This is a genomic window from Aquabacterium sp., assembly GCF_016234775.1.
In the GTDB taxonomy this organism is placed as follows: domain Bacteria; phylum Pseudomonadota; class Gammaproteobacteria; order Burkholderiales; family Burkholderiaceae_C; genus Aquabacterium.
In genome coordinates, this window is the sequence record NZ_JACRAH010000019.1 from 14,235 (window position 1) to 33,778 (window position 19,544).

Genomic DNA, 19,544 nt, shown 5'->3' on the forward strand with positions numbered 1-19,544 from the left:
GGCAGGGGATTTTCATGTCCCTAAGACAAGGGTGTGGCCCCACCCATGCCGTGATTGACGCTTGCGTTAACACAAAATGCGCGGCATTGCGGCGCTGGAGACGGCCAATTTTTGTGCTAGCCCGGCTTACTTATCCCCAAAAAAGGGCGAACGAGAATGGCGTGATCTGCCATGTCGGAGCCACCCTGTGCAGCGCACGGGCACACGTTCCAAGTTATTGATTCATAAAGAAAAATTGGCCATGCCTTCAGATGGTGCAGATCAGGAGAAACCCCCGCCTGACAAGCAGTTAGCGCGCGTGTGCAGAGGTTTCCCACAAAGTTATCCACAGAAAGCGTGGATAAATCAGCTGCCAGTAAAATCAAGCACTTAGCGAAGGGTGTTGGCAGTGCACTTTGATAGCGAGAGGCAAGTTCAAACGTTCATTTCCGCTTTACCCATGGTGTTGGCGCGAGTGGCCAAACCACATGAAACAATCGGCTGCGGCAAGGTCGGCAGTTCGTGAACAATGTCACAACATCCGACAAACCGTGTAAGGCATCGAGCAACTAGGGAATACCCTTTGATTTGTCAGGCGATACCACACTTATCCCCATAAAACCGGGAGCGGGTGCACACAGATGGGGCAAGGTATGCGAAACGGTCATTTGCCCGACACTTCGCGCTAAGTTGTTGATTCATATAGGGAGCCCGCAAGTGCCTCATCTTGAGGCAATCTGACCCAAACGACCGTCTGACAAGCATTTAGCGCGCATTTTCAAAGCTTTCCCACAAAGTTATCCACAGACCCCGTGGATAAGGGTAAAGCCCTGTCGAATCAAGCACTTGCCCCCTTCTGTTCATACCCTTGTAAGAATTTCGGAGACACGAACGCATGCCTGACACCCCCGCTTCCACTTGCCGAATCGGCGTCGTGGTTGAGGCGCCTCAACACAGTGGCCTGTGGGGGGCGCTGGACTACCGCTGCGCGCAGCCCTTGGAGCCGGGCACGCTCGTGCGGGTGCCCCTGGGCAAGCGCGTGGTGACAGGTGTGGTGTGGTCGAGCACGGGTTCTGATGATCAGAGCGATGTCGTGGACGAGGCCAGCCTCAAGGCGGTGCTGGAAGTGCTCGATGGCCTGCCCCCCTTGCCAGACGCCTGGCGGCAGCTCGTCAGGTTCGCGGCAGGCTACTACCAGCGCAGCCTGGGCGAGATGGCGCTGATGGTCTTGCCACCCGAGCTGCGCCAGCTGGATGCGCTGCAGTGGGGGCGGCGGCTCAAGCGCTTGAACAAGGCCGTGGCCGAGCCCTCCGTGCCGGATCCGAGTGCCTTGCCTGAACTGACGCCACAGCAGGAAGCCGCCCTGGCGCAACTGGCCGAACCAGGCGACAAGCCTTTCCTCTTGTGGGGCAGCACGGGCAGCGGCAAGACCGAGGTCTACCTGCGCCAGGCGCAGCGCGCTTTGGATGAGGGCAAGCAGGTGCTGATGATGGTGCCCGAGATCAACCTCACGCCGCAGCTGGAAGCTCGCGTGGCCGAACGCTTTGCCGGGCGGCGCATCGTGTCCTTGCACAGCGCGCTGACGCCGGCCCAGCGCTTGCGCAACTGGTTGATGGCGCACTATGGCCATGCCGATCTGATCCTGGGCACGCGCTTGTCCGTGTTCACGCCGCTGCCGCGCCTGGGCCTGATCGTGGTCGACGAAGAACATGACCCCAGCTACAAGCAGCAGGATGGCGCGCGTTACTCTGCCCGCGATCTGGCCGTGTACCGGGCGCGGCTGGAAAAGGTGCCGGTGATCCTGGGCTCGGCCACCCCGAGCCTGGAGAGCTGGTTCAACGCCCAGCCTGAATCAGAAGGCGGCACAGGCCGCTACGTGCGCCTGGCCATGCCTGCGCGGGTGGGCGATGGCGACATGCCGCGCGTGCGCATACTTGATCTGTCGCGTGCACCCAAGCAGTTGCGCGGGCAGGAGCCTCCCCCTGTTGCGCAAGAGTTGCTGGACGCCATTGCCCAGCGCGTCGAGCAAGGCGAGCAAAGCCTGGTGCTGCTCAACCGCCGGGGTTATGCCCCGGTCCTGCATTGCAGCGATTGCGGCTGGAAGAGTGGCTGCCCGCATTGCAGCGCCTGGCGCGTGTTCCACAAGGTCGACCGCACCTTGCGTTGTCACCACTGTGGCTTCACCGAACGCGTGCCGCGTGCCTGCCCCGATTGCGGCAACACCGACATCCACCCCGTGGGCCGGGGCACCGAGCGCCTGGAAGAGCAACTGGCCGAAGCCTTGCCGCAGGCCCGCCTGGGCCGCATCGATGCCGATGTGACCAAACACAAGGGCGCCCTGGAAGAACGCCTGGCCAACGTGCACGCCGGCGAGGTGGATGTGCTGGTGGGCACGCAGATGGTGGCCAAGGGGCATGACTTCCGCCGCATCACGCTGGTGGCTGCCGTGAACCCCGATTCAGCCCTGTTCGCCAGCGATTTCCGCGCCGCCGAGCGCCAGTTCGCCTTGCTCTTGCAGGCGGCGGGCCGGGCCGGGCGCGATGCCGATGTGGCCGGGCACAGCGAGATGTGGGTCCAGACCTGGCACCCCATGCACGCGCTGTATCAGGCCTTGCGCCGCTATGACTACGCCGATTTCGCCGCGCAGCAACTCAAGGAACGCGAGATGGCCGGCCTGCCGCCCTATGCCAGCCTGGCCATGCTGCGTGCAGAAGGCAAGACCCAGCAGGCCGCGCAGGACTTCCTCCACGCCGCCGTACAGGCTGTGCAGCACCTGGCCGACGACATCGGTGGCATCACCTTGTACCCGCCCGTGCCCACCCCGGTTCAGCGCGTGGCCAATGTGGAGCGTGCGCAGTTGATGATCGAGTCGCCCATGCGGCCGGCCTTGCAGCGCTTCCTGGGGCAGTGCCAGCACGTCTGGCTGGACCTGGCAAAACAAAACCGCCGCAGCGGTTTGATCCGCTGGGCGGTGGATGTGGATCCCCTGTCGATCTGACCGGGGTTCGCCATCAGGTCAGCCGAGCATGGCCTCCAGGCCTTCGCACAGCTCGCTCATGGGGGGCATGCCCTTGAGGATGTCGTCGGGCTTGAGGCCCAGCTTCTTGCAGACATCGGCAGGGATGGTGCCAGCCAGCTCGTCTTCGCTCAACTGGTTGTGTTCGGCCCGGGCGCGCCATACGGCCAGATGGATCACGCCGGCCGCTGGATCAAACGGCTCGGCCAGCGGGTTCGGGAACTTGTTGATGGCATCGCCAAAGGTGACGGGGAAGCGCCATTGGCGGGCCAGCTCGGCGCCGACATTGGCGAAGCTGTAGCCAAACGACGTGGTTTCCATGTCGATGCGACGGGGGTCCATCGGCGAGGCCAGCTTGTCCAGGTGCAGCATCTGCTCGGGCATGCCGGCGTGCATCACCAACTGGCCGATGGCGTGCATCAGGCCCACGGTGAAGGCCTGGTCGCCATTGACGCCGGTTTTCTTGGCCAGCCAGCCGGCCACGGCAGCCGTGTGCAGGCTGTAGCGCCAGAATTGCGACAGGTCCATGCCGGGCATGGATTTGTAGCCGCCAGTCAGGCCTGAGCTGATCACCAGGGTGCGCACGGTGACGAAGCCCAGCATCGACAAGGCGTCGTTGACAGTGCCCACGCTGCGTGAGACATGGTAGTAAGCCGAGTTGGCCAGGCGCAGCAAGCGCGCGGACAGCACCGGATCGGCCGCCAGCTTCTTGGCGATCTCGTCGATCGACACATCGTCACTGTTGAAGCTGTCAATCAGCTCGTGAACGATTTTGGGGACGGCCGGAAGGGCCTGGGGTTGCTTGAACAGTGCTTCGAGCTGCATGTTTGCCAGCCTCCATCTCGATTAAAGCCAGGACGGTCTGCCCGTCATCCCGCGCCTGATCGCAACGGGTTTGTGGCAGATTGTTCGCATATCGACCCTTTCGGGCATGACTTGAGCATCGCCGATCGGATATTTTTCGAGCGATGGAAATAAGGCACGGTGTACGTGCTGTTGTGCGCTTAGGGTGGCGGCTGTTGGCGTGAAGGATGTCACGATGAAAATCTCATGCACTGGAAAGACCCTTCTGGCGTCTGGTCTGTTCGCCGTGCTCTGGCCAGTGGCCTGGGCCGGCGGGCGCGATGAGGGCTTGCCGCAGCGCAACCTGATCGTCGAGTGGCGCATGAGCGGCCAGGGCCATACGCAGCAAAGCAACGTGGGCGTGCGCACGGGCCAGATCATTGTGGACAGCCGGGGCGGTGTGGTGGGGCGTACCAGCATCGGCACGGAGCGCTACCAGACCGAGTCGCAGACGAACACCGTGCAGCAGGTGCAGGTGCTCAATGGCGGGCGGGCCAAGTTGTATGTGGGGCGCAGCCAGCCCTACACGGTGTGGCAGTGGGCCTGGACAGGCAGTGCCACGGCGGGCGGTTCGATGGGCTCCTATGGCCCTGCGTCGCAGCAAGGTAGTGCCTCGGGCGCCGGCTATCCGGTCAATGTGGTGCCGCAGACCGTGTGGATCGACATGGGGCAGGGGCTGAATGTGCGGCCCCGCTGGCCTGGTGGGCGCGCACCCGTGACGGTCGAGATCGAGGCGCAGGCGCGCCAGCCGGCCCAACTGGGCGGCACCGGTGGCATGGGAGGCGCCTACGGCGGCCAACTCGAACCTGATGGCCAGACGCGCCGCATCGAGGTGGGCAGCACCTTGACGGTGTCGCTGGGCGAGTGGGTGGTGGTGGCGCGCAGCGGTGGCCAGGTGCAGCGGCGCCAGTCGGGCAGCCTGTCTACCCGTGATCTGGACGACAGCCAGTCCGAACAGCTGGAGATTCGCGTCACCGCGCCTTGATCTGCGCCTTGGCCCCAAGCCTGCTAGATTGGGCGTTCACACCAAAACAGCACTGTTGTACGGAGACAAGTTCATGGCTGACGATTCCCCCAACCCGCATGCCGCGCGTTTTTCGGCGCTGACCAAGGCCCTGCTTGACAACGTCAAGCGCGCGAACTTCCCGCCCATCTACACCCTGCCCATCGAGCAGGCACGTCAGGCCTACAAGGCCTCGGTGGGCGCGATGGAGTTGCCCCGCGCCCAGGTGGCCCGCGTGCACGACTTCGCCATCCCGGGGCCGGTGGGGGGCATGCAGGCCCGCCTGTGGGCAGACAGCCATGAGCCCGGTCTGCCCGTGCTGCTTTATCTGCACGGTGGCGGTTTCGTGATCGGTGACATCGACACCTGCGAATCCATGTGTCGCAATGTGGCCAAACAAAGTGGTGCTGCCGTGGTGGCGGTGAACTACCGGCTCTCACCCGAGCACAAATACCCCGCTGGCCTGCAGGATGCCTGGGCCGCCCTGCAATGGCTGGCTGAACATGCTCATACCCTTGGGCTGGACGGCCGCCGCCTGGCTGTGAGCGGTGACAGTGCCGGTGGCACCCTGTCGGCCAGCGTGGCCCTGATGGCGCGAGATGCTGGCATTCCGCTGGCCTTGCAGGCGCTGATCTACCCCTCGGTACAGACGCGCACCATGACCGAGTCGTTCAAGGCCTTTTCTCGCGACACCCTGCTGAGCGCCGAACTGATGGCCTGGTTCGAGGCGCAAACGCGGGGCGATGGCCTGACGCACGACTGGCACCGCGAGCCGCTGCACGCGCCCGATCACAGCGGCGTGGCGCCTGCCTGGATCGGCCTGGCCGAGTGCGATGCTCTCACCGATGAGGGCCATCATTACGCGCAGAAGTTGCGTGATGCGGGTGTGCCCGTGGAAGTGCGCCAATGGCCCGGCGTGATCCATGACTTCATCAACATGGGGCGCTTCATGCCCGAAGCCGCCGAGCTGCACGCCGAACTGGCTGTGCAGCTGAAAAAGACCTTCCAGGTCTGATACGCCATTTGCCGGATACCGGTGCACTCCGGGCCTCATCCGGTACGCTCCTTGCTCATGACTGAGCTCCATTCAACCCAACGGAGCTGAGCATGAACCGAGAAGACGTGACCGACCTGATCGTGCAGGCCAAGGTCAAAAAAGGCCTGAAGTGGGCCGATGTGGCCACCAAGGTGGGTCTGAGCAAGGAGTGGGTGACCGCCGCTTGCCTGGGCCAGATGACCTTGACGGCCGAGCAGGCTGCCATCATCGGCGACATCTTCGAGCTGCCCCATGAGGCCCGTCTGTGGCTGCAGGAGGTGCCTTACAAGGGCTCTTTGCCCACCTCGGTGCCCACCGACCCCCTGATCTACCGCTTCTACGAGCTGATCAGCGTGTACGGCACCACCTTCAAGGCGCTGATCCACGAAGAGTTCGGCGACGGCATCATGAGCGCCATCGATTTCAAGATGGATCTGCAGCGTGAACCCAACGCGGCCGGTGATCGCGTCAGCATCGTCATGTCGGGCAAGTTCCTGCCTTACAAAACTTACTGAGCAGCCTGCGTGGCCGATGCAACCGGGACGGGATCGGCCACTGCCTTGTCCTTGGTGTGCTCGGCCCAGCGTTCCTTGATCTCCAGAACCTGGGGCAGCACGCTGTCGAACAAGACCACGAGCTTGGGGTCGAAGTGCTTGCCCGCATCCTTGTGCAGCACCTCCAGCGCGGCTTCCACCGTCCAGGCTTTCTTGTAAGGGCGTTCGGTGGTGAGCGCATCGAACACGTCGGCCACAGCCACGATGCGGGCTTCAATGGGGATGTCTTCGCCCTTGAGGCCATTCGGATAGCCTGAGCCGTCCCACTTTTCGTGATGGCACAGCGCGATCTGGCGCGCCAGACGCAGCAGGGACGAGCTGTGCTCGCCGATGATCTCCGCGCCGATGACGGGGTGGCGTTTCATCACCGCCCACTCTTCTGGCGTGAGCGGGCCCGGTTTGAGCAGGATGCTGTCGGGGATGCCGATCTTGCCGATGTCGTGCATGGGGGCTGCTGTCAGCAGTTCTTCGGCCGAAGCTGGCGTCCAGCCGGCGGCCAGCGCAATCACCTGCGAATAGTGGCTCATGCGGATCACGTGCAGGCCGGTCTCGTTGTCCTTGTATTCGGCGGCCAGCCCCAGGCGCTGGATGATCTGCATGCGGCTTTCACGCAGTTCATCTATGCGCACCAGCGACAGGTGGTTGCGCACCCGCGCCCGGACGATGGGCGGGCTCACCGGTTTGGTGATGTAGTCCACCGCACCGAACTCGAAGCCCCGGGTCTCGTCGTCAACATCGGACAAGGCGGTCACGAAGATCACCGGGATGTGCGCGGTGGCGGGGTTCTGCTTGAGCGCCTTGCAGGTGTCGTGGCCGGTCAGGCCGGGCATCATCACGTCGAGCAAGATGAGCTGGGGCTTCTCGGTGCCCGCCAGCTCCAGGGCCTTGTGGCCATCGCGGGCGAACAGCAGGCGGTAGTCATCCTGCAGGATCTGGCGCAGCACCTGAAGGTTGGTGGGCTCGTCGTCCACGATCAGGATGCAGGGGCGAACTTCGCGGTCAGAGTGGGGCATCGTGGCTCTCCATATTGGCCAGGCTGTGGGCCATGCGCTCGGCGCAGGCAGCAGCGGTGTCGAAATCGAACAGGTCCACCGCTTCCGTCAGGGCCAGCACGTCGTGGTGGCCCAGATAGGTGGGGGCGGCCTGACGAACCTCCTCCAGGATGTTGTCCAGGCACTCGCCACGGCGGAAGGCCGTCTGCAATTGCTGGAGCTTGCGGTGCAGGGTGTCCGGGGCCATGGCGGGCGCCTTGGGTGCGTTGGCCTCGTCGGATGGTGGCGTCAGTTGTGCCGCCAGTTGCGTGATCTCGCTCAGTGCGGCGTTCAGTGCCTCCAGCAGCGCTTGCCACGGCTGGCTGGTGTCGGTGAGTGCACCGGTGCGCTCACGCGCCAGGGATTCCAGCTCGGCCGCCCGTTGTTCAAGCTGAACCAGGCCCAGCGTGGCCGCTACGCCCTTGAGGCGGTGGGCTTCCTTGAAGGCCGCTTCACCTTGGGGCGGGCTGAGCAGGGACTGGCTGGCCAGCCAGTCGGTTTGTTCGCGCGCAAAACGTTGCAGGGCCTGTGCATAAGGCGCCCAGGCCTGCCAACGGCGCAGGCCACGTTGCAGATCGATGATCGCGTTGTTGACCTGGGCATCCAAGGGGGCCTGCGCGGCGTCGTGTGCTGGCAGCAGGGCCTGACCGGTTACGCGGGCCATCTCGGCCATCAAGTCGGCCATCTCGATGGGTTTGGTGGCAAAGCCATCCATGCCCGCTTCAATGGCCGCGTGCCGGTCTTCCATCTGCACACTGGCAGAGAGGGCCAGCATCGGCGTGCGGTGTTTGCCTTGGCTGATCTCTCGCTGGCGCAGTTCGCGGCTGGCGGTCAGGCCGTCCATCACGGGCATCTGTACGTCCATCAGGATGATGTCGAAACTGGCTTCGCCAGCGCAAGCCAGCGCCTGTTCGCCGTTGTTTGCCGTCACCACGGTATGGCCTTGCTGGCCGAGCAACTGTGTGAGCAGTTCGAGGTTCTGGGCCACATCGTCCACGGCGAGGATGCGCATGGGCGACAGGCGCATGGCCTGCGTGGAGTTGGTCAGGCGCCGTGCGTTGTCTGCGTCGCCCTGCGCCATGGGAATGAGCACGTGGAAGACGCTGCCATGACCGGGCTCACTGGTGGCCCAGATCCGGCCGTGCATCAATTCGGTCAGTTGCTTGCTGATGGTGGTGCCCAGGCCCGTGCCGCCAAAGCGGCGGCTCATGGAGGCGTCGGCCTGCGTGAAGGCATCGAAGATGTGAGGCAGACGGTCCTGCGCGATGCCGATGCCGGTGTCCTTGACCATGAAGTGCACGCCTTCGGCTTCACGCTGGACGGACACTGTCACGCTGCCCTTCTCCGTGAACTTGATGGCGTTGCCCACCAGGTTGAGCAGGATCTGGCGCAGCCGGTGCGGATCGCCCTTGACGTGCTCGCCTACCTGGCTGTCGATCTCGCAATGCAGCGTGAGGTGCTTGCGACTGGCGTGTATGGATTGCTCTGCGCACAGCTGCTCCACCAGATCGGGTAACGAGAAGTCGAGCTCTTCGAGCTCCAGGGCGCCGTGCTCCAGCTTGGAGGTGTCGAGGATGTCGTTGAGCAGGTGCAGCAGGCTGCGCGCCGATTTGTGCACCGTCTCCAGGCGCTTGCGTTGCTCGCCGTGCAGCTCGCCCGACAGCACCAGGTCGGTGAAGCCGATGATGGCGTTCATCGGGGTGCGGATTTCGTGGCTCATGTTGGCCAGGAAGGTGCTTCGGGCAGACGCTGCGGCTTCGGCGCGTTCCTTGGCCAGGCGCAGGTCTTCCTCCATGTGACGCCGTTCGGTGATGTCCAGCAGCACGCCGTCGATCCACTCGACCTTGTTGTCCTTGCTGCGCACCACGCTGCCGTTGCCCCACATCCAGCGCATGCTGCCATCGCGATGGCGCAGCTGGAACTCCAGCACGAAGTGCCGGCTGCTGGAGAGCGATTCGCGCACCACGGATGCCACGTGTCTGACGTCTTCTTCGGGCACCAGATCGGCGAAGCGGATGGAGGCCATGGGCCCCAGAAAGTCACCCGCGGGGAAGCCGGTGATCTGCTCCACGGCATCGCTGATGAACACCATGGGCCAGCCCGGCTCCATGCGGCAGCGATAGGAGATGCCGGGGATGTTGGCGATCAGTGTGCGGAACTGTTCTTCGCTGTCCTGCAGTTCGCGGGCCATGCGCATCCGCTCGGTGATGTCGGACACGAAAGCCACGTACAGCTCCGAACCGGCGATCGGCATGCGGGCGATCACCAGTCGGATGGGGATGACGCGCTGGTCGCGGTGGTAGCCCTCGGTGTCACGCTCTTCGTCCATGAAGTCGGCCGTGCGTGCCAGGAAGCTCTGGAAGTCACCCGCCAGGTCACGCACGGCTGGCGGCATCAGCCTGGTCACGCTTTGCCCGATGATCTCGTGCGGTTCCCAGCCGTAGATGCGTTGGGCACCGGGGTTGAAGTCCTCGACGATGCCGTGGCTGTCGAACACGATGATGCCGTCCAGCGAGGAGTTGGAAATGGCGCGCAGCCGAGCACCCTTCTTTTGCAGTCGCTCCACCAGCTGGCGGTAGCGCGACAGGCCTGTGGCGCCGGCCACCAGCACCGTCGCGATCATGGACACCAATGTGATCGACAGCGCAATGGTGACGGGATCCTGCAGCGAATCCTTGAAATTGGGTTGAGGCTTGCCGATGAAGCGCGCGGCCGCCATGCCGGTGAAGTGCATGCCGGAGATCGCCACGCCCATGACGCTGCCGCTGATCAGAGATTTTGCGAAGCCCGGCAGCTTGCCCATGGTGGACGCCTCCACCCCGAAGCGCACCCACAAGGCCAGCACGGCCAGCGCCACGGCCACCACGATGGACAGTGCGAACATCCACGGGTCATAGCGCAGGACGGCGGCCATCTCCAGTGCGGCCATGCCCATGTAGTGCATGGCACCGATGCCGGCGCCCATCAACAGCCCGCCCAGCGCGAGTTGAAGGCGTGATACCCGTTCGCGACTCAGGAGGTCCAGTGCCACCCATGAGGCCGCCACGCTGGGCAGAATGGACAAGGCAGTGATCTGGCCGTTGTAATGCACGGGCGTGCACAGCTTGAACGACAGCATGCCAATGAAGTGCATCGCCCACACGCCGCCGCCCAGCGACATGGCGCCGGCCAGCAAGGTCAGGTGGCGCATGCCCTGGGTGGGCATGTTGCTGGCCTGGGAGGCGGCCTGCAGGGCCATGGTCGATGAAAACACCGCCACGGCCACGGCGAGGGTGACCAGCCAGGGGTCATGGCTGCCGTACAGCAGCATGCCAGGGTCCAGTCCCCAGGCGAAGAAGGAGGAGAGCAGTTGCATGGGCGTCGCGCACGCTATGGTGACGCCCCACTTTGCCAGGGATGGCTCCCGCTTATCGCCTCATGAAACAGCCATTTGGCGCGCAGTTTGGCGCGCCAAATGGCCTGCTCAGAGCCTGGCTCGCGGCCACAGCACCCAGACGGACAAGGGCTGTTTGGTGCGCCCAGCCTGCGCCAGGGCCTCGTCACCCCAACCCCAGAAGAAGTCAGCCCGTACCGCGCCAATGATGGCGCCGCCGGTGTCCTGTGCCATCACCAGCCTTTGCAGGGGCTGCGGTGCAGGTGGTATGGCCGACCAGGCTTGAGGCACGGTGGAGTCCAGCCACATCGGTGTGCCCAGGGGAATGCTGTCGCGGTCCACGGCCACCGAGCGTCCCGGCGTGAGCGGCACGCCCTGCGCGCCCAGCGGCCCCGACTCCGGATCAGTCAGTGCCTCCTCGCGGAAGAACACCACACGGGGATTGGCGCGCATCATCTCCGGGATGCGGGCCGGGTTGGCCTGTGCCCAGTTGCGAATCGCGGGCCAGGAGGCCTGCTCCAGCGAGAATGCGCCCTGGTCCACCAGCCAGCGGGCCACGGATTGATAGGGCTGGTCGTTGTGGCCGGCAAAGGCCAGGCGCACGATGCGTGGCTGGTTTTGCGCCGTGAGTTCATCAAGCAGGCGGACGCGGCCGGAGCCTTGAACCTGGATCAGCAACACGTCCAGCGGGTCGGCCAGGTAGACCACCTCACGGCCCGCCACGGCGGCCTTGCCATCGGGCGAGGTCTCCAGTTCCGTGCGGCTGAAATAGGGCTTGCGCTGCCCCAGATCCGCCGGGGCGCGGTGCAGCGGGTACTGAAAGCGTGCATCGGGCTGGCGTCGGCCTTCCAGCAGGGGTTCGAAGTAGCCCGTCATCAGCCCGGTGCTGCCGCCTTCCAGTGTGGTCACGCGCCAGGGTTGCAACTGGCTTTGCACCCACTGGCGCACGAAGCCATCGTCCACCTGCTGCGCCCAACTGGCGCCCAGCTTCTTGACCTCGGCGCATACCTGAGTCCAGGCGGATGCGGGCTTCTGGCAGCTCTTCCACAAGGCGGGCCACCAGTCGCTGATGCGGTCGTTGTTCCAGCCGGGCAGATCGGTCCATTGCGCGGGCATCCAGTGGGCCTTGGGGCGCAGCAGGCCGCCAGCGCCATCGGGTTGGGGCTGCACGGTACCGGGTGCGGGCGGCTGAGCAATGGAGACAATGGGGGCACCGCTGCCCCTGGTGTGAACCCAGGGCAGCATGCCGCAGCCGCTGAGGCTGCCTACAATCAGTCCGGTGATCAGGGCACGGGCATGACCGCGTGTCATCACATCGACACGCCAATTCGGAAACGGACAGAAACTCATGTGGTTGATTGTGCTGGAAGCGGTGGGCGCCTTGGCTGTCCTGGTGTTCGTGGTCTGGTGGACGATGTTTGCCGGGCGCCATCGAGGTGAGCTGCCAAGGGATGATCGCGATGTGGATCGAGGTGGCAACACATAGCGCAAGGGGTGATGCCCAGGCGTGGTCCAGACAAGCTTGCCAAGGCCGACAGGGTTGACGTTTGAGCCGATGTCATCGGCTCGGCAGCAAGGGCATCAGTGCAGAGACTGCGATCGCGCCAGGGTGAAGGCCGGTATGGTGGCTTCGAACCAGCGTGCATCTTCAGTCATGCAGAAGTAAGTGCCGTGCATGATGCCATGTGGGGTGTCCATGCGCGTCCAGCTGGTGTATTCGAAGCGCTCGCCTGGCTTGAGCATGGGCTGGTTGCCCACCACGCCCAGGCCGCGCACCTCTTCGGTCTTGCCGGTGGCGTCCGTGATCACCCAGTGCCGACCGATCAACTGCGCCGCAACGGTGCCCGAGTTGACGATGGTGACCGTGTAGGCGAACACGTATTCGTGGCGCGCGGGGTTGCTCTGGTCTTCCAGGTACTGCGGCGCCACGGCGCACGAAAATTGGGCTTGGCTCATGCGGCCCATTCTAGGCAAATGACGACAACATGCGTGGCGGATACCCCAGCAAGTCATGGGGATGTCACCCATTGGCGGCAGCATGCACTGTCTTGTTTACTGTGCGTCTGTTGTCGGGAGTGATGTATGGATCGTCGTAGCTTTCTGTCCGCGCTGGGTGCCCTGAGTGGTGGTTTGATGGTGACCTGGCAGGCTCAGGCCACCAGTTGGTCGGGTCTGGGCAATGTGCCGCTGGACACCACGGGCATGCGCACCGATTCGGCCCGTGTCTTCGATCTGTCCGTGTCTTCAGCCGATCCCAGCCTCACGGGCGTGATCCTGTGGACCCACCTCAACCCCGATGCCATCAGGCCCAATGAACCGCTTTACCTGCAGGTGGCGCTGGATGCCGGCTTCCAGACCATGTTGCTGCAAGCGCAGATTGCACCGCAGGACATCAGCCCCGAACGCGACCACACGATCAAGATCGACCTGGATGGCCAGTTGCCTGCCACTCATTCAGGGGGGCCTTACTTTTACCGCTTCATTTACGACCGCACGCTCAGCCGCACGGGCCGCTGCCGCACCCTGTCGTCTGCTGGCAGCGCGCTCAAGCACCTGAAGTTCGGCCTGCTGACCTGCCAGGATTACACCAACGGCTACTACGGTGCCTTGAGCCATGTGGCCAAGGATGACAGCCTGGACTTCGTGCTGCACCTGGGTGACTTCATCTACGAGACCGCCGGTGACCCACGTTTCCAGAGCCTGCCTTTTGCCGATCGCACCATGATCCTGCCCTCGGGCGGCACCGTGGCCCTGGATCTCCAGGACTACCGCTTCATCTACCGACGTTACCGCAGCGATCCCCAATTGCAGGCGGCCATGGAAAAGCACACCTTCATCTGTGTGCCCGATGACCATGAAACGGCCAATGACAGCTATTGGGACTATGCCCGTGACACCCTGGGGGCGCCTGACCACCCCTACACCAAGGATCCGAAATACGGCAACAGCCCTGCGCTGCTCAAGCAACTCAAGCTCGACTCACAGCGTGCCTGGACCGAATACGTACCCGCCCGTGTGGCCTACAACCCGCTGGCCACGCACCCCCACGAGGCCTTGACGGTGTACAGGCGCTTTGCCTTTGGCAGCTTCCTTGATCTCTTCATGATCGAGAACCGCAGCTACCGCAGTGCCCATGCCTGCGGCGAAGGCGATGCCCTGCAACGCTATGTACCACTGGGTTGCACCAAGTACAACAGCCCCGAGCAGACCTTGCTGGGTGGCAAGCAGCACAACTGGTTGGTTGAAGGGCTCACGCAATCGAAGGCGACCTGGAAGCTCATGGGCAACCAGACCTTCCTCGGGCGCTTGTCCATCACCTTCCTGGGCGCGCAGATCACGCCACTGAACGTGGATGCCTGGGACGGCTTCAACGCCGAGCGCCGCGCCCTGACGGGTGCCTTGCGTGAAGCCAAGGTACGCAACTACCTGGTGGTCACGGGCGACCTGCACACCTACATGGCCAGCAACGTCAAGCATGACTACGGCAGCCTCAACCCGCTGGACTTCGGCAACCTGGTGGGCGCTGAATTCATGACCCCGTCGATCACGTCGTCCAATCTGGGCGAGATGATCGGCAGCAAGCTGGACGCCCAGCAACGCACCCTGTTGATGCAAGGCCTGGCCGCGCCGGCTGTGCGCTTGAACAACCCGCACATCCAGTACTTCAACAGCAACCAGCAAGGCTATTCCACGCTGGAGTTGACCGACAGCTATGCCGAGTGGGTGGCCTACGCCGTGGACAAGAGCGTGAACGACCCCGCCGTGGCGCGCAAATGTGTGGCGCGGCAACGCAAGTACATGTCTCTGCCCTGGCTGATGGCGCAGAGCACGAGCGGGTATTGACCACAAGAAATGGGCGTTGCCATGGGTGACAAGGGCGTGTTTAATCCTGCCTCACCATGCACGCCTACCTTGCCTCCAGCGCCTACATCGATTTTGACCATCCGCTGGTGGCCGCTCAAGCTCGCGACGTGGCGCAAGGTCTGGAGGGCGCTTCGTCAACGCTGGCGCTCGTTCAACGTTGCTTCGAGTTCGTGCGCGACGAGATTCGGCACAGTGGTGATTTCAAGCTGAACCCGGTCACCTGCAAGGCCTCCGACGTTCTGCTGCACCAAACCGGCTATTGCTACGCCAAGAGCCACCTGCTGGCTGCGCTGCTGCGGGCCAATGGGGTTCCAACCGGCCTGTGCTATCAGCGCTTGTCGGTGGGCGATGGTGGCGGTGCACCCTATTGCCTGCACGGCCTCAATGCCGTCTACCTGCCTGAGTTTGGTTGGTACCGCGTGGATGCCCGTGGCAACAAGCCGGGCGTCCATGCGCAGTTCACGCCGCCGCGCGAATCACTCGCCTTTGCCTTGCAGGATGCCCAGGAACGAGATCTGCCCGAAATCTGGGCTGAACCTTTGCCGCTGGTGATCCAGGCGCTGCAAGCCCATGACGACGTCGGGGCGGTGGGGCGCAACCTGCCGGATATTCCCCTGCTCATGGTCGTTTGAGCCCTTACTCGACGATATCCACCCCGGCCGCAAACGCCACGCGGCCTTTGATCTCCTGAGCACCTTCCGTGGGCTCAGGGTAGAACCACACCGCATCAGGCTTCATATCGCCATTGGCCAGCAGGCTCATGTAGTGGGCCTGGCCCTTCCACACGCAACTGGTGCGGTGGTTGCTGAAGGTGGTGTACTCACGCTTGAGCGAGGTCTCGGGGAAGTAGTGGTTGCCTTCGAGGGTGACGATGTCGTCGCTTTCGGCAACGGTCACGCCGTTCCAGATGGCTTTCATGGGGGCTCCTTGCTTGCCTGTTCAGGCGGCGATCATCGCATTTTTCCAGCGCGGCCTCTTGTACAGTTGTTCCCCAGATTTCTTCATGCAGGAGCGCGCCGTCATGAGCATCCATTCCGCTTCAAAATGGCTCGCCGCCGTGGTGGTGGCTTACCCGCTGCGAGGCGCGACTGTGCATGTGGTGGACAAGGGCCAGCCCTTGTATGCCTACGCCAAGTGAGCGCCCGTCCATGAGCCCGTCCCTCGTCTGTCAGGTTGTGTTTCTGGATGCAGGCACCTTGCCATGCGGCTTGCCGTTCGATGCGGGCTTGTCTGCCCTGATCGATTACCGTGCTTACCCATTCACGTCGCCCGCCGAGGTGCAAACACGCATCGTCGATGCCGAAGTGGTGGTGGTCAACAAGGTGCGTTTGAGCCGAGAGCTGCTGAGCCAGGCCCCCAGGCTTCAGCGCATCTGCATTGCAGCAGCAGGCATGGACAACGTGGACCTGGCTGCAGCCAACGAACTGGGCATGTCGGTGCACAACGTGCCTGGGTATGGGAGCGATGCCGTGGCCGAGCATGTGATGGCCACCTTGCTGGCCTTGCGGCATCACTTGCATGACTACAGCCGTGCCGCTGTCGATGGGCGCTGGGCGGCCTCACCGCACTTCTGCTGGCACGGGCCTCGCATCAAGCCCGTAGCCGGCTCCACCTTGGGCATGGTGGGGCGTGGTGCCATCGGGCAGGCCACGGCGCACATGGCCCGGGGCCTGGGCATGCGGGTGCTGTTTGCGCACCGCCCTGGGCGCCCCATGGCCCCGGACGAGCGCCCGCTGGACACCTTGCTGAGCGAGTGCGATGCCGTGAGCCTGCACGTGCCGCTGACGCCCGACACGCGCGGCCTGATCGACGCACGTCGCCTGGCCCTGATGAAACCTGATGCCGTGCTGATCAACACCGGGCGGGGTGCCTTGCTCGATTCTGTCGCGTTGGCCGAGGCCTTGCGTGCACACAAGTTGGCCGGAGCCGCCATTGACGTACTGGAGGTGGAGCCACCACCCGCCACGCATCCCTTGCTGGCGCCAGACATCCCCAACCTGCTGCTGACGCCGCATGTGGCCTGGGCCAGTGAAGCCGCTCAGCAACGCCTGGCTGCCCGCCTGGTCGAGTTGATCGCCGAGCACGTGGCCCGGCGCGGGGCGTCCGCATGAACAACGCCAGCGAAGCCGCTTTGCTGCGCCGCCTGTACGAGGTGGCCGTGCAGCGTGCGCAGCCCGCCTTGGTCTTGCCGGCCCATCTGCCTGATCCCCCCAAGGGGCGCACCGTGGTGATCGGGGCGGGCAAAGCCTCGGGTGCCATGGCCCGCGCACTGGATGCACGCTGGCCGGCTGACAAGCCGCTCAGTGGCGTCGTGATCACGCGCTATGGCCATGTACCGCCGCGTGAGGCATCAGGGCCTGAGCGCATTGCCGTTGTGGAGGCGGCCCATCCCGTGCCCGATGGCGCGGGCCTCCTGGGCACGCAGCACCTCATGGGGGCGCTGGCGGGCTTGACCGAGGATGACCTGGTGATCGCGCTGATCTCGGGCGGAGGCTCCGCGCTGCTTACCGCGCCCATCCCGGGCTGGACGCTGCAGGACGAACAGAACCTGCATCGACAACTCCTGCGTTGCGGTGCCGGTATCACCGAGATGAACACCGTGCGCCGCCACCTGTCGGCCATCAAGGGGGGCCGTCTGGCGCGCCTGTGCCGGCCGGCCAGGCTGTTGACGCTGGCCATCTCCGATGTGCCGGGTGATCGCCTGGAAGACATCGCCAGCGGGCCCACCGTGCCCGATCCCACGAGCTGTGCAGACACCCTGCGCATCGTCGCGCAGCACGGTCTGACCTTGCCGCCGCCCGTGATGGCGCAACTGACAGCGGGCGAGCTGGAATCCCTCAAGCCTGGCGACGAGGCCTTCATGCGGCACAGCGCCCACCTCATCGCCACACCGCAGGACATGCTGGAGGCCGCCGCACGCACGGCGCGTGAAGCTGGATGGCAGGCGCACATCCTGAGCGATCGGATGGAGGGTGAGGCGCGTGACGTGGGCAAGTTGCATGCGGCCCTGGCCATGCAGGTGGCGCGTCATCAACAGCCCTTTCAAGGGCCTTGCGTGCTGCTTTCTGGCGGAGAGGCCACCGTCACGCTGGATGAACAGGCCGTGGCTGAGGGCAGTGGCGGGCGTTGCTCGGAACTGCTGCTCAGCGCGGCGCTGGCACTGCAGGGTGCATCAGGCATCTGGATGCTGGCGGCCGACACCGATGGCATCGATGGCATGAGCGAGGCCGCAGGTGCGCTGATCGGGCCGGATACCCTGCAGCGAGCGCACGCGATGGGGCTCGATGCCCGTGCCATGCTGCAAGCGCACGATTCAGGGCGCTTCTTTGCGGCCTTGGGTGATCAGATCCTGACGGGGCCGACCTTCACCAATGTGAATGATTTCCGCGCTGTGTTGATCAGCTGACTGGCACCGCGCATCACCGCAGCATCAGCATCAGGACTCAGGAAACACCAGCCGCTTGCCCAGATCACGCAGGGGTGGGCTGCGGGCATACAACTGTTCCGGATCGGTGTAGTTGGCGCGCATCACATAGGCCCGCATCTTCTCCATGGACTGGCGCGGCACGGTGGTCACCACCATATTGGCCAGCGACATGGGGATCATGCCGCCCGGGTCGCCATGACCTTCCAGTTCGATGGCGGTCTTGGTGGGAGACAGCGGGCGCAGCGTCCACGACGAGATCATGCGTGGCATGCGCACATAGCCGGCTTGGGGTGGCAGGACGCCACCGCGGCTTTGCACGTCCACATGAATGACATGCGTGTTCGGGTCTTGCCTGACTGTCACTTGCGCGACCACATCACGGGCGCTAACCGGCCAGATGCCGTTGATGGCCATGTAGACAAAGGTTTCGCCGGGCTTGGGGCCTGCAATGAAGCGTGCCTCGCGCAGCAGAAAGAACCACTCGTGCATGGTGGTCACATCGGCCAGTGTGGCCACCACCTGCTTCATGGGGGCATCGATTTGCATCATGCCCTTGAAGTCTTTATAGGTGTTGCCAGGCAGCTTGCGCGTGTAAATGGCAATGCCCTGATCGTCACCTGCCAGTGTCCAGACAGACTGATCGGCCTTGGCCCACAGTGGGAACAGCAGGGCCACGGTCAGCAGGACCTGTTTCCACAGCGAAAAGATGGCAGGGCGTGTCATGCCCTTATTAACGCTTGCCCCCTGCCTGTGGGTTGCACGTGTTTTCCCCAATCACCCCGCCTGGGACGGTGATTTAGTGCCGCCAGAGGCAGGCCGCCTCACCCACGCGCGGCACAGGCGCGTGATCGAATCCGGCTCAATGAAACCGGTGTGATGCCCAAATAGCGGGCCAGGTCTTTCTGCGGTACGCGTCGTGCCAGATCGCCATCCCGCGCCATGAAGGCCGTGTAGCGCTGCTCGGGGCTGAGTGTCAGCAGATCGTGCTCACGCCACTCCTTGCGGATGGCGTAATCCTTCCAGCCATTGAGCAAGGCCGTGCGCCATACCGGGTCGGCTTGCGCGGTGCGCTCGATCCAGTCGTAGTCCAGGCGCTCCAGCTCGCAGGGCTCGATCGCTTCGCAGGCATAGCTGCACACACCGCCAGGCGACATGGCCGTTACGCTGCCGAAAAAGGCGCCTTCGGCCATGAAGTCCTGTACCCACTCGTCGCCTTGTGCGGTGCGGTAGATCAGCTTCACGCAACCTTGCCGGATCACGTACAGATAAGGATGGGCCTGCCCCATCTCGAACAAGACGTCGTCTTTGACCAGCGACACGATGCGAACGTGCGCCAGCGTATCGGTGGGCATCACCACCTCTTGACCTGCCAGCGCACGCAACACGGCGGCGCAATGCAATCCCTGCTTATCCATTGT

17 protein-coding genes are annotated in these 19,544 nt (G+C 64.0%); 9 read left to right on the forward strand and 8 right to left on the reverse strand.

Translation table 11 applies throughout. From position 1 onward, the window contains the following. Window positions 1-874 precede the first annotated feature (874 nt). Entirely contained in the window at window positions 875-2,977 is a 2,103-nt protein-coding gene (priA, locus tag HY836_RS05615) for a primosomal protein N' (protein ID WP_290674409.1), read from the forward strand. Window positions 2,978-2,995: 18 nt separating this feature from the next. Here priA and HY836_RS05620 read toward each other — a convergent pair whose 3' ends face one another. Then, window positions 2,996-3,820, reverse strand: a complete 825-nt coding sequence (locus HY836_RS05620) for an HDOD domain-containing protein (RefSeq protein WP_290674410.1) — start codon at window positions 3,818-3,820, stop codon at window positions 2,996-2,998. A gap of 214 nt (window positions 3,821-4,034) precedes the next feature. On the opposite strand from HY836_RS05620, the gene HY836_RS05625 reads away from it, so the two are divergent. The 3 genes from HY836_RS05625 to cynS all read left to right on the forward strand — a co-directional run bounded on the left by HY836_RS05625 (window position 4,035) and on the right by cynS (window position 6,392). Beyond that, complete coding sequence (locus HY836_RS05625) at window positions 4,035-4,823, forward strand: hypothetical protein (protein ID WP_290674412.1); 789 nt, start codon at window positions 4,035-4,037, stop codon at window positions 4,821-4,823. Window positions 4,824-4,896: 73 nt separating this feature from the next. Then, window positions 4,897-5,856, forward strand: a complete 960-nt coding sequence (locus HY836_RS05630; protein ID WP_290674414.1) for an alpha/beta hydrolase — start codon at window positions 4,897-4,899, stop codon at window positions 5,854-5,856. A gap of 92 nt (window positions 5,857-5,948) precedes the next feature. Further along, window positions 5,949-6,392: a cyanase gene (cynS, locus tag HY836_RS05635; protein ID WP_290674416.1), complete on the forward strand. Its 444-nt coding sequence runs from the start codon at window positions 5,949-5,951 to the stop codon at window positions 6,390-6,392. On the opposite strand, the gene HY836_RS05640 is transcribed toward cynS, so the two are convergent. The 3 genes from HY836_RS05640 to HY836_RS05650 all read right to left on the reverse strand — a co-directional run bounded on the left by HY836_RS05640 (window position 6,386) and on the right by HY836_RS05650 (window position 12,185). Continuing rightward, window positions 6,386-7,444 (reverse strand): two-component system response regulator, encoded by a 1,059-nt coding sequence (locus HY836_RS05640; RefSeq protein WP_290674418.1) that lies wholly within the window; start codon window positions 7,442-7,444, stop codon window positions 6,386-6,388. The two genes, cynS and HY836_RS05640, sit on opposite strands and share 7 nt — an antisense overlap. Continuing rightward, a complete protein-coding gene (locus tag HY836_RS05645) occupies window positions 7,431-10,817 on the reverse strand; it encodes an MHYT domain-containing protein (RefSeq protein WP_290674420.1) in 3,387 nt (1,128 codons plus the stop codon). The genes HY836_RS05640 and HY836_RS05645 overlap by 14 nt, the downstream gene beginning before the upstream one ends. 108 nt (window positions 10,818-10,925) lie before the next feature. Then, window positions 10,926-12,185, reverse strand: coding sequence for an MltA domain-containing protein (locus tag HY836_RS05650; RefSeq protein WP_290674422.1), 1,260 nt, complete (start codon window positions 12,183-12,185; stop codon window positions 10,926-10,928). Between HY836_RS05650 and HY836_RS05655 the strand changes: the two genes are divergently transcribed. Then, window positions 12,184-12,321: a hypothetical protein gene (locus HY836_RS05655; protein WP_290674424.1), complete on the forward strand. Its 138-nt coding sequence runs from the start codon at window positions 12,184-12,186 to the stop codon at window positions 12,319-12,321. The two genes, HY836_RS05650 and HY836_RS05655, sit on opposite strands and share 2 nt — an antisense overlap. 95 nt (window positions 12,322-12,416) lie before the next feature. On the opposite strand, the gene apaG is transcribed toward HY836_RS05655, so the two are convergent. Then, window positions 12,417-12,791, reverse strand: coding sequence for a Co2+/Mg2+ efflux protein ApaG (gene apaG / locus HY836_RS05660; protein ID WP_290674426.1), 375 nt, complete (start codon window positions 12,789-12,791; stop codon window positions 12,417-12,419). A gap of 126 nt (window positions 12,792-12,917) precedes the next feature. On the opposite strand from apaG, the gene HY836_RS05665 reads away from it, so the two are divergent. Both HY836_RS05665 and HY836_RS05670 read left to right on the forward strand, forming a co-directional pair. Continuing rightward, window positions 12,918-14,678, forward strand: coding sequence for an alkaline phosphatase D family protein (locus tag HY836_RS05665; RefSeq protein WP_290674428.1), 1,761 nt, complete (start codon window positions 12,918-12,920; stop codon window positions 14,676-14,678). 56 nt (window positions 14,679-14,734) lie between these two features. Next, window positions 14,735-15,331, forward strand: coding sequence for a transglutaminase family protein (locus HY836_RS05670; RefSeq protein WP_290674430.1), 597 nt, complete (start codon window positions 14,735-14,737; stop codon window positions 15,329-15,331). 4 nt (window positions 15,332-15,335) lie between these two features. Here the strand turns inward: HY836_RS05670 and HY836_RS05675 are convergent, their stop codons facing one another. Then, window positions 15,336-15,617: a DUF427 domain-containing protein gene (locus HY836_RS05675; RefSeq protein ID WP_290674432.1), complete on the reverse strand. Its 282-nt coding sequence runs from the start codon at window positions 15,615-15,617 to the stop codon at window positions 15,336-15,338. A 230-nt stretch (window positions 15,618-15,847) separates the two neighbouring features. On the opposite strand from HY836_RS05675, the gene HY836_RS05680 reads away from it, so the two are divergent. Next, on the forward strand, window positions 15,848-16,810 hold the full coding sequence (locus HY836_RS05680; RefSeq protein ID WP_290674433.1) for a D-2-hydroxyacid dehydrogenase: 963 nt from the start codon (window positions 15,848-15,850) through the stop codon (window positions 16,808-16,810). Beyond that, window positions 16,807-18,105 (forward strand): glycerate kinase, encoded by a 1,299-nt coding sequence (locus tag HY836_RS05685; RefSeq protein WP_290674435.1) that lies wholly within the window; start codon window positions 16,807-16,809, stop codon window positions 18,103-18,105. The genes HY836_RS05680 and HY836_RS05685 overlap by 4 nt, the downstream gene beginning before the upstream one ends. Before the next feature lie 30 nt (window positions 18,106-18,135). On the opposite strand, the gene HY836_RS05690 is transcribed toward HY836_RS05685, so the two are convergent. After that, window positions 18,136-18,849 (reverse strand): START domain-containing protein, encoded by a 714-nt coding sequence (locus HY836_RS05690; RefSeq protein ID WP_290674437.1) that lies wholly within the window; start codon window positions 18,847-18,849, stop codon window positions 18,136-18,138. Window positions 18,850-18,947: 98 nt separating this feature from the next. After that, a complete protein-coding gene (locus tag HY836_RS05695; protein ID WP_290674439.1) occupies window positions 18,948-19,541 on the reverse strand; it encodes a Crp/Fnr family transcriptional regulator in 594 nt (197 codons plus the stop codon). Between the last annotated feature and the right edge of the window lie 3 nt (window positions 19,542-19,544).